Source organism: Micrococcus sp. M4NT, assembly GCF_033790745.1.
Lineage (GTDB): Bacteria > Actinomycetota > Actinomycetes > Actinomycetales > Micrococcaceae > Micrococcus.
This window is the reverse complement of the sequence record NZ_JAMYEH010000014.1, coordinates 57,672-66,737: the sequence shown is the minus strand read 5'-3', so window position 1 is coordinate 66,737 and position 9,066 is coordinate 57,672. Positions and strand designations below refer to the sequence as shown.

Sequence of the window (9,066 nt, the reverse complement as noted above, 5' to 3'; positions counted from 1 at the left end):
CTGCCGGTCCGGGTCGGGAGCATCGGGGCGATCAACTCCCATTGGGCATCGGAGAGCATCTGGAAGCGGGACATGCCTTCCAGGGTGTCAGCTGGCCCCCTGGATCCATTCTCAGACACGCCCTAGGTCGCGGGCGAGTACCGCCGGGTAGCTCGGGCCCTCGAGGAGTGTCATGAGGATGCGGGAGCGGGTCGGGTCGGCCATCGCCCGGCCCAGCCGGTTCATCACGTCCAGCCGCGAAGCAATAGTCAGCATGCGCTGACCATACAGAACCTGCTGACCTCTCGTGTGTGGCTCCCGCTGCTGATATCTGCACATCTGCATAGGTGTATGGTCGTGGCATGAGTGTGACGCCGTTGGATTCGTGTCAGGTCACCGCCGTCCATCCGGAGAAGGTGGCGCTGACCCGGGAGAGGATCCCCGACGAGCGCGAGGCCGGCAGGTTGGCCGGGCTGTTCAAGCTCCTGGGGGACCCGCGCCGTGCCCGGGTGCTGTATGCGTTGCTGGAGGCCGGCGAGCTGTGCGTGTGTGACCTGGCGGCGTCGGTCGATGTCGCGGAGGCGTCGGTGTCCCAGATGCTGCGGGTGCTGCGTACCGCTGGGGTGGTCGAGAACCGCCGGGAGGGGCGGATGGTGTACTACCGCCTCGCTGACGGGCATGTGCGGATGCTGCTGGACGTCTCCCGTGAGCACGCCCGCCACGAGGGGCAGGGCTGATGGGGGCGGGACACAGCCATGCCCCGGCGACCGGGCATGCCGGTGGCCGCTACCGTCGGCGGCTGGCGGGGGCGTTCGCCCTGACGGCGGGCTTCTTCCTGATCGAGCTGGTCGCGGGGCTGGTGTCGGGGTCGTTGGCGCTGCTGTCGGATGCCGGGCACATGGCTGCCGATGTGGTGGTGCTGGGTGCGGCGCTGCTGGCGACGCGCATCGCGAGCCGGCCGGACTCCACAGGGCGACGCACCTATGGCTCCTACCGGGCCGAGGTGTTCGCCTCGGCGTTGGCGGTGCTGGCGATGCTCGCGGTCGGGGTGTACGTGGTGGTCGAGGCCATCAGCCGGCTGGGCGACGCGCCGGAGGTGGCCTCCGGCGCCATGCTCGCGGTCGGCTTCGCCGGCCTGGTGATCAACATCATCTCCATGCTGCTGCTGCGCAGCGGGGCCAAGGACAGCCTGAACGTCAAGGGCGCCTACTACGAGGTGATCGCCGACGCCGCCGGGTCGGTGGGTGTCATGGTCGCCGGCGTGCTGATCATCCTCACCGGCCAGCCGATCTGGGACGTCGTGGTCGCGGCGCTCATCGCGGTCTTCGTCATCATCCGGGCGGTGGTTCTGGGCAGGCAGGTGATCGCGGTGCTGGGCCAGCACGCCCCGGAAGGGGTGGACCCGGAGGACGTCGCCGGTGACCTGGACGCGGTCGAGGGGGTGGAGGAGGTCCACGACCTGCACCTGTGGACCCTGACGTCGGGGATGAACGTGGCCACGGCCCACCTGGTCGCTGACCAGGGCGCGGACCACGGCGCCGTGCTTGCCGGCGCGCGCCGGGTGCTGCGCGACCGTTACGGTATCGCCCATGCCACCTTGCAGGTGGAGGGCGCCGGCAGCGACGGCTGTCACGACCTGAGCTGGTAGCACTCGGCACCGAAGCCCGCTCGCGAGAGCCGCACATGCTTGAGCAACGTCTTAGGAGCGCGCGATGACCGCTAAGCACGGCAAGGGCCCCGGGCCGGACGAGGGCCAGCGGCCGGCCCGGCGCGGGGTGGTGCTCACCCTGCTGGGGATCGGTCTGGTCGCCGCGGCTTACGTGGTGACGATCGTGGTCATGGTGGTGCGGTGACGCGGCCCAAACGGACCGCGGCCTCATGGCGGCGCCGCAAGGCGGTCATCGCGTCGTCCAGTGCTGTCCTCGTCGGGTCGAGCACGTAGAGGTCGTGAAGACGTCCAGATATAGGCCTGGGACGGGAGTTCTTGCATCGACTGAACTCCCCGGTGGTTGCAGGTCCGATACGCAGGGGTGCCAGTAAGTAGGGCTGATCGGCGACCATTTTCTTGTCTCGCGCCCCGGGGCGAGGCGGTCCCCTATCGGTGTCCCTGTGTGCGGGGCAGGTTCACGCCGCGCAGCAGGAGAGCTTGGCGATGTCGGTGGTGAAGGCCTGCGCGGTGAGCTTGAGGCCTTCGGCCATGGTCAGGTAGGGGCTCCAGAGGTTGGCGACCTGGCTGGTGGTCATGCCGGCCTCGAGCATGTAGACCCCGGCGGCGGCGAGGTCGCCGGCGTCCTGGGCCAGGGCGGTAATGCCGATGATGCGGCCGGTGTCGGCGTCGGTGACCATCTTGATGAACCCGCGGGTGTCGCGGTTGACGATCGCGCGTGGGACGTGCGCGAGTGACAGGACACGGCTGTCGTAGCGGATCCCGGCAGCGGAGGCCTGCCGTTCGGTCATCCCGACGGCGGCCAGGGCGGGGCTGGTGAACACGACCCGGGGCAGGTGGCGGTAGTCGACCTCGAGGCCGGCGCCGGTGAGGGCGTTGTCGGCGACGAGGGCGCCGTGGGCCGCGGCGACGTACACGAACTGACGGTGGGCGGTGACGTCACCGGCAGCCCAGACGCGCGGGTTGGTGCTGCGCAGATGGCTGTCGACGACCACCTCGCCGTGGTCGCCGGTGCGCACGTCGACGGTGTCGAGACCGAGCGTGGCGGTGACCGGGCGGCGCCCGGTGGCGACGAGTACCTCGGCCGCCCGGAGTTCCTGTGAGCCGTCAGTGGTGGTGGCAGTGACCGTGACCTCGCCGGTGGCCGGGTCGCGGCGGACCGCGCTGGGCACCGCGCCGCGGATGATCTGGATGCCTTCGTCCGTGAAGATCTCATCCAGGGCGGTGGACGCCTCGGGTTCTTCCTGGGACGCCAGCCGTGAGCGGACCAGCATGGTGACCCGGACGCCGAGCCGAGCGAAGAGCTGGGCCTGCTCCATCGCGACGTAGCCGCCGCCGATGACCAGCAGCGACTCCGGGACGTGGTCCAGTTCCATCGCGGTGGTCGAGGTCAGGTAACCGGCCTCCTGCAGGCCGGGGACCGGCGGCGCCCAGGGCCTGGAGCCGGTGGCGATGAGGTAGTGCGCGGCCCGGACCGTCTCCACCGTGCCGTCAGGGCCGGTGACGCGCAGTGCCGGCTCGCTGGGTGTGCCGACGAACGTGGCGTCCCCGGGGTGGAGATCCCATCCGTACTCGGTGGCCAGGTCCAGGTACTTCTCGCCACGCAGTGACCCGACGAGCCGATCCTTGCCGGCGATCAAGGCGGGCATGTCGACCGGCCGGACTTCGGGGAGCGGCAGGCCGGGGAACCGGGAGGCGTCGAGTGTGACGTGGCGGGCCTCGGCGGTCGCGAGCAAGGCCTTGGAGGGCACGCACCCGGTGTTCACGCAGGTACCGCCGACGGTGCCACGCTCGATCATCACCACCCGTCTGCCGAGGTTGGTGGCGCGGATCGCGGCCGCGAACGCCGCCCCACCGGACCCGATCATTGCCAGGTCATACGACCTGCTGTTAGCCGTTGCCGTCATGAACTCCTCCTTCATCGCCCTCAGGATCGACCTTCCAGTGCACTGGAAGGTCAAGGGGGAGAATGAGTGGCATGCGGATCGGTGAGGTGGCTCGGGCGTCGGGCACGACGAGCAAGACCCTGCGGTACTACGAGGAGGTCGGGCTGCTACCCGCCGCGGACCGCACCCCGGCGGGCTACCGGGACTACGGCGCCGAGGTGCTCGACCGGCTGGACTTCATCCGCCGGGGGCAAGCGGCCGGGCTGACCCTGGCCCAGATCGGTCAGGTGCTGGACATCCGCGACCGGGGGCAGGCCCCCTGCCGGCACGTCACCGACCTGCTCGACACCCGCCTTGATGTGATCGACCGGCAACTCGCCGAGCTCGCGCAGCTACGCACCACGATCGCCGACCTGCGCGAGGACGCCGCCGCCGGCGACCCGGCCACGTGCTCCCCCGAGGATGTCTGCCGCTACCTGTGACACCGAAGTTCACGGGCCCGTGGCAGCGCATGGCGGCCCACTCTGTTGCGTTGGGGTGTTAGACCTTTCGCAACGGTTCTGTTGCGCGGGGTGCACCCTATCGCGACGCCTATTCCTCCGGCCTGCCGTCGGCCGCTGTCCCGGTGAAGGATCCCCTTGCGGGCATGCGATCTGGGCTGACGCCTGTGACCGAGTGTTCAGTTCGCGCTGTATAGTTCAGTCCATGCTGACTATTGCTTCGCGTCTCGACGTGATGAACCGCCTGGGTCGTGCACTGGCCGACACCACTCGATCCCGGATCATCTTGACCCTGCTCGACCATCCCGCTTACCCGGCGGAACTGGCCCGAGATCTGGACCTGACACGCCCGAACGTGTCCAACCACCTGGCATGCCTGCGCGATTGCGGGATCGTCGTCTCCGAGCCCGAGGGTCGTCGGACACGATATGAGATCGCCGATGCGCACCTGGCGCAGGCGCTGACGGCACTGGTCGATGCCACCCTGGCAGTGGACGAAGACGCCCCGTGCATCGATCCCGCCTGCTCGCTTCCCGGATGCGACGCAGCTGGGGAGGGCGCATGATCCTCACCTCGGTCTTGCAGGCGATGGGCCTGTTCGCAGCGACCAACATCGACGACATCATCGTGCTCTCCCTCTTCTTCGCGCGAGGGGCAGGCCAGCGCGGCACTACCGCCCGCATTCTGGCCGGCCAGTACCTCGGATTCGCCGGCATCCTCGGTGCCGCGGTCCTGGTGACCATCGGCGCCGGAGCATTCCTGCCCCCGGCAGCCATCCCGTACTTCGGTCTCATCCCTCTGGGCCTCGGCCTCTGGGCCGCATGGCAGGCCTGGCGCGGAGACGATGACGACGATGACGACGAGGCCAAGGTTGCCGGCAAGAAGGTCGGCGTGTGGACAGTCGCAGGCGTCACCCTTGCCAACGGCGGCGACAACATCGGCGTCTACACCCCTGTCTTCCTCAGCGTGAAACCTCTCGCAGTAGTCGCCTACTGCATCGTCTTCCTCGCGCTCGTCGCGGTCCTGGTGGCCCTGGCAAAGTTCGTCGCCACCCGCCCCCCGATCGCCGAAGTGCTCGAACGCTGGGAGCACGTCCTCTTCCCCATCGTTCTCATCGGCCTCGGCATCGTGATCCTCGTCAGCGGCGGAGCCTTCGGACTCTGACGTAGCGGCAGCGATCCAAACGGCCCCGACCGGGCGCACCCCTCTCGGTTCAGACCGCGACACCTACCTGCAGCCAGTCCTGCGTGATCGCGGCAACAAGACCGCCACGGAGCGCTGCAAAAACCCCGCCACCAAGCGAACGAAGCCACACCGAATAGCGTTCTCATTGCTCTCTGGGCACGCCACAACCGTCTCCACAACCACCTCGCCACAACCTCCGCCGCCTCACCGTTCATGGCGCGTGCTGACCACCCACACCCGGGGCCGCCGCAGTCGCCCCTCACCACCACGATCCCCCGGCTACCCTGGGAGGCATGTCTGAACCCACCGCAGCCTCCCTGCGCATCGCCGTCCTCATGGACAGTGACAACGTCTCCCCCAAGTACGCCCCGCTGATCCTCGAGGAGCTCGCCACCTACGGCACGCCCACGATCAAGCGCGCCTACGGGGACTGGACCACCACCAACCTCAACGGATGGAAGAAGGCGCTGAACCACCACGCCATCCAGCCCGTGCAGCAGTTCGCCTACACCGTGGGCAAGAACTCCTCGGACTCCGCGCTCATCATCGACGCGATGGACCTGCTCTGGATGGGCAACGTGGACGCGTTCGCGCTCGTCTCCTCCGACTCCGACTTCACCCGCCTCGCCACCCGTCTGCGCGAGTCGGGCAAGCGCGTGATCGGCCTCGGCGCCCGCAAGACGCCGGCCTCGCTGCGCAACGCCGTGGACCAGTTCATCTACCTCGAGCTGCTCGGCGCCGAGGACGACCACGACGTCGACGTCGAGACCGACGACGACGCCTCCGAGGCGTCCGACGAGTCGGGCGCCGAGAAGCCCTCGCGCTCGGGCCGAGGCCGCGGACGCGGCCGGGGTCGGGGCCGCTCCGCCGAGGACAAGGACGCGAAGGACGACGACGCCGCCTCGGTCGACCAGACCTCCGACACCGGGGCCGCCGCGGGCGGGACCGACGAGTCCGCCGCCGAGCAGGCCGACACACTCGCAGAGCCGAAGGCCGCCGCGCGCGGTCGCCGCAGCCGCCGTGCGTCGTCGTCGGGATCGGAGGCGGCCATCGCCGAGGATCCCACGCCGCCGGAGGTGCCGGTGGACGCGGAGCCGGACGCCGACCACGACGTCGCACCGCGCATCAACCTGCAGTCCGCGCTCGTCAAGGCCGTGACCGCCACGAGCTCCGACGACGGCTGGGCCTCGATGGGCCTGATCGGCCAGCACCTGAGCCGCACCCACGTGGACTTCGACCCCCGCGACTTCGGGCACCAGAAGCTCTCCACGCTCGTGGCGGACCAGCCCTACCTGCAGACCCGCACGGAGGGCCGCTCGATCGAGGTCAGCCTCAAGCGCCGCAGCCGCCGCGCGGAGGGCTGAGCGCCCTCACCCCGCGGCGCGGACAGGGGACGGCGGGCGAGCGGTGGGCAGGCTCGCCGCCCGCCCGCCGTCGCCCTGTGTTCACCCCAGATCCACCGGACGGTCCCCGAACGCCTCTACGATGGTCGAATGGCCAACACCCTGGAGTTCCTGCGCGGCGTCGACCGCCTGCACGCCTTCTACACCGAGAACGTCCGCATGCTGGCACACGCCTATGACCTCTCGGATGAGGAGGCCTCGACGCTGCTGTCCAACACGGGCTTCGCCAACGTCGCCGTGGCCATCCTGCGCGAGCCCCGCGTGGACATCCTGGGCACGCTGGGCGAGCGCCCGGAGGACGAGAACGGCGACGGCACCCTCTGACGCCTCGGCGCTCCGTCAGCCCAGCCCGGCGAGAGCGGCCAGCACGCCCGCGGCGTCGGGCGTGGCGCACGTCCCCGCGAGCGGCAGGCCGAGGCGCGCGCACGTGGCGCGCGTCGGCTCGCCGATGGCCAGCAGGCGCACCCGCTCCCCCGCCGCCGGCCCCAGGCCCCGTTCGGCGAACTGCTCGGCGGCGGAGGAGCTCGTGAGGAGCACCACCGTGCCCGGCTCGGCCTCGGACAGCTGGGCAGGCGACACGACGGGCGCGTCGGGAGCTGCCGTGCACGCCTCCGCGACGACCGGGTCCGAGGCGCCCACGGATCCCTCCCCCTCGGCGAGCAGCCGTCGCCACGGCGGCGTCCCGGGATACGGCACGGTGCGGTAGGCGACGGCGGTGCGCACGTCCCAGCCCGCCGCGCGGAGCCCGTCGGCCAGCGCGGGCCGGGCGAGGTCGGACTGGGGCAGCCACGCGATCGGCACGGCATGCCCCGCCGCGGGGGGCCAGAGGCCCTCGACGACCTCCGGGGCCGCCGTCGGCCCGGTCATCCCGGCCAGGATGCCCCGGGCCGACCGGTCCTCGGGGGGCGTCCAGACGCGGATGCCGGGCGAGGCGGCGACCAGCAGGTGCGCCGTCCCGGGGCCGGTGGCGACCGCCCGCACGCCCTCGTCGACGCCTCCGAAGTCGTGTCCTCGCAGCGCCCGCACGGCGTTGGGGCTCGTCACCACGAGCACGCCGCGCGCACCCGGGGCGATGAGCTGCATGGACATCCTGCCGAGGGCGTCCGCCTCCGCGTCGCCGGCCAGCACGAAGTCCACGAGCGGCAGGAACGCGACCTCCACGGCCTCCCCGCCCACGACGGCGCCCGACAGCCGGGCCTCCAGGGCTCCGGCCTGAGCGGGCTGCCGGGTGAGCAGGACGCGCACGTCAGGCCTCGGTGTCGGTGCCGGTGGCGTCGACGTCGGCGGGGGTGCCGCCCTCGTAGACGTCCTCGGCGGACTCCTTCACGCCGCGCACGGTGCCGGGCAGCAGGTCCGCGCCCTCCGCGATGAACAGCTCCGCCAGGTGCACCCCGAGGGCCTCGGCGGCGAGGAACAGGGTGTCCTCGATCCACTCGGCGGCCTCGGCCGGGTCGGCGGCGACGTCGTCCGGCACGGGGTCCAGCTGCACGGAGGAGGTGCGGCGCAGCACCTGGGAGCCGTCGACGGCGGCCACCATCGCCCGCATCTCGATGCGAGGCGCCCCGGAGTCGAGGTCCTCCACGGTGGCGAGCGCCCCGATCGGCGCGGCACAGCCGGCTTCGAGGCGGCGCAGCAGCGCCCGCTCGGCGGTCACGGCCACATGCGTGGGCAGGTCGTCCACCAGCTCGAGGGCACTCCGCAGGACGGCCTCGTCCGAGTCCGGTTCGAGGCCCGCGAGCCCCCCGGCCGGGCCGTCCATCAGGGACTCGTCGAGCAGGGGCCGCTCGTCGGCGCGGATCTCCACGGCCAGGGCCCCCTGGCCCGGCGCCGGGACGAGGACGTCCGGGTCGATGCGCTCGGTGATGACCTCGCCCATGCCGAGCCGGTCCAGCCCGGCGCACGCGAGGATCACGGCGTCGAGGTCGCCGCGGGGGGCTCCGGCCGCGGCGGGGGCGCCGTCGTCGTGCTGCTCGAGCCCCGGCACGCGCGCCAGGCGCGTCTGCACGTTGCCGCGGATGTCCACGAGCTCGAGGTCGGGCCGCAGCGCCTTGAGCTGGGCCACCCGGCGGGGCGAGCCCGTGCCCACCCGCGCACCCTCGGGCAGGGTCTCCAGGGTCAGGCCGTCGCGCGCGCACAGGGCGTCGCGCACGTCCGCGCGCGCGGGCACCGCCGCGATCTCCAGGCCCGCCGGCTGGGCGGCCGGCAGGTCCTTGAGGGAGTGGACGGCGGCGTCCACCGCGCCGTCGAGGATCGCCGCGCGCAGGGCCGACGCGAACACCCCGGTGCCCCCCAGCGAGGCGAGCGATCCGGTGGTCACGTCGCCCTCCGTGCGGATCACCACGAGCTCATGGGACAGCCCGGCGCGCTCCGACACGGCCTCCGCCGTCTGCCGGGTCTGCGTGGTGGCCAGGGCCGAGCCACGCGTGCCGATGCGCAGTGCCTCCATG

General features: G+C 71.5%; 11 protein-coding genes and 1 pseudogene. 8 read left to right on the top strand and 4 right to left on the bottom strand.

Annotated features, from left to right (window positions below):
* Positions 1-120 precede the first annotated feature (120 nt).
* Positions 121-255: pseudogene (locus NJC10_RS10685) on the bottom strand (ArsR family transcriptional regulator); the annotation flags it as partial.
* 86 nt (positions 256-341) lie between these two features.
* Here NJC10_RS10685 and NJC10_RS10680 point away from each other — a divergent pair.
* The 3 genes from NJC10_RS10680 (at position 342) to NJC10_RS10670 (ending at position 1,832) form a co-directional block, all read left to right on the top strand.
* Positions 342-716 carry an ArsR/SmtB family transcription factor gene (locus tag NJC10_RS10680; protein ID WP_158496204.1) on the top strand — a complete coding sequence of 125 codons (375 nt, stop codon included), beginning with the start codon at positions 342-344 and terminating at the stop codon, positions 714-716.
* Positions 716-1,627, top strand: coding sequence for a cation diffusion facilitator family transporter (locus NJC10_RS10675; RefSeq protein ID WP_002854089.1), 912 nt, complete (start codon positions 716-718; stop codon positions 1,625-1,627). The genes NJC10_RS10680 and NJC10_RS10675 overlap by 1 nt, the downstream gene beginning before the upstream one ends.
* 64 nt (positions 1,628-1,691) lie before the next feature.
* Positions 1,692-1,832, top strand: a complete 141-nt coding sequence (locus tag NJC10_RS10670) for a hypothetical protein (RefSeq protein WP_002854087.1) — start codon at positions 1,692-1,694, stop codon at positions 1,830-1,832.
* Between the two features lie 271 nt (positions 1,833-2,103).
* Here the strand turns inward: NJC10_RS10670 and merA are convergent, their stop codons facing one another.
* Positions 2,104-3,567 carry a mercury(II) reductase gene (gene merA / locus NJC10_RS10665; RefSeq protein ID WP_052520066.1) on the bottom strand — a complete coding sequence of 488 codons (1,464 nt, stop codon included), beginning with the start codon at positions 3,565-3,567 and terminating at the stop codon, positions 2,104-2,106.
* Between the two features lie 56 nt (positions 3,568-3,623).
* On the opposite strand from merA, the gene NJC10_RS10660 reads away from it, so the two are divergent.
* From NJC10_RS10660 to NJC10_RS10640, 5 genes are all read left to right on the top strand, one after another.
* On the top strand, positions 3,624-4,013 hold the full coding sequence (locus tag NJC10_RS10660) for a heavy metal-responsive transcriptional regulator (protein ID WP_036382791.1): 390 nt from the start codon (positions 3,624-3,626) through the stop codon (positions 4,011-4,013).
* 223 nt (positions 4,014-4,236) lie between these two features.
* A complete protein-coding gene (gene cmtR / locus NJC10_RS10655; RefSeq protein ID WP_319076495.1) occupies positions 4,237-4,596 on the top strand; it encodes a Cd(II)/Pb(II)-sensing metalloregulatory transcriptional regulator CmtR in 360 nt (119 codons plus the stop codon).
* Entirely contained in the window at positions 4,593-5,195 is a 603-nt protein-coding gene (locus NJC10_RS10650) for a cadmium resistance transporter (protein WP_319076493.1), read from the top strand. The genes cmtR and NJC10_RS10650 overlap by 4 nt, the downstream gene beginning before the upstream one ends.
* 314 nt (positions 5,196-5,509) lie before the next feature.
* Positions 5,510-6,580: an NYN domain-containing protein gene (locus tag NJC10_RS10645; RefSeq protein WP_319076492.1), complete on the top strand. Its 1,071-nt coding sequence runs from the start codon at positions 5,510-5,512 to the stop codon at positions 6,578-6,580.
* Between the two features lie 129 nt (positions 6,581-6,709).
* Positions 6,710-6,943 carry a hypothetical protein gene (locus tag NJC10_RS10640; RefSeq protein ID WP_319076490.1) on the top strand — a complete coding sequence of 78 codons (234 nt, stop codon included), beginning with the start codon at positions 6,710-6,712 and terminating at the stop codon, positions 6,941-6,943.
* A gap of 15 nt (positions 6,944-6,958) precedes the next feature.
* Here NJC10_RS10640 and NJC10_RS10635 read toward each other — a convergent pair whose 3' ends face one another.
* Positions 6,959-7,864 carry a uroporphyrinogen-III synthase gene (locus NJC10_RS10635; protein ID WP_319076488.1) on the bottom strand — a complete coding sequence of 302 codons (906 nt, stop codon included), beginning with the start codon at positions 7,862-7,864 and terminating at the stop codon, positions 6,959-6,961.
* 1 nt (position 7,865) lies between these two features.
* Positions 7,866-9,065 carry a hydroxymethylbilane synthase gene (hemC, locus tag NJC10_RS10630; protein ID WP_319076486.1) on the bottom strand — a complete coding sequence of 400 codons (1,200 nt, stop codon included), beginning with the start codon at positions 9,063-9,065 and terminating at the stop codon, positions 7,866-7,868.
* Between the last annotated feature and the right edge of the window lies 1 nt (position 9,066).

Coding starts and splice junctions, on each gene's coding strand:
- NJC10_RS10670 (WP_002854087.1), top strand. CDS start 1,692: ATGACCGCTAAGCACGGCAAGGGCCCCGGGCCGGACGAGGGCCAGCGG.
- NJC10_RS10680 (WP_158496204.1), top strand. CDS start 342: ATGAGTGTGACGCCGTTGGATTCGTGTCAGGTCACCGCCGTCCATCCG.
- NJC10_RS10675 (WP_002854089.1), top strand. CDS start 716: ATGGGGGCGGGACACAGCCATGCCCCGGCGACCGGGCATGCCGGTGGC.
- NJC10_RS10660 (WP_036382791.1), top strand. CDS start 3,624: ATGCGGATCGGTGAGGTGGCTCGGGCGTCGGGCACGACGAGCAAGACC.
- NJC10_RS10640 (WP_319076490.1), top strand. CDS start 6,710: ATGGCCAACACCCTGGAGTTCCTGCGCGGCGTCGACCGCCTGCACGCC.
- NJC10_RS10650 (WP_319076493.1), top strand. CDS start 4,593: ATGATCCTCACCTCGGTCTTGCAGGCGATGGGCCTGTTCGCAGCGACC.
- NJC10_RS10645 (WP_319076492.1), top strand. CDS start 5,510: ATGTCTGAACCCACCGCAGCCTCCCTGCGCATCGCCGTCCTCATGGAC.
- hemC (WP_319076486.1), bottom strand. CDS start 9,065: ATGGAGGCACTGCGCATCGGCACGCGTGGCTCGGCCCTGGCCACCACG.
- merA (WP_052520066.1), bottom strand. CDS start 3,567: ATGAAGGAGGAGTTCATGACGGCAACGGCTAACAGCAGGTCGTATGAC.
- cmtR (WP_319076495.1), top strand. CDS start 4,237: ATGCTGACTATTGCTTCGCGTCTCGACGTGATGAACCGCCTGGGTCGT.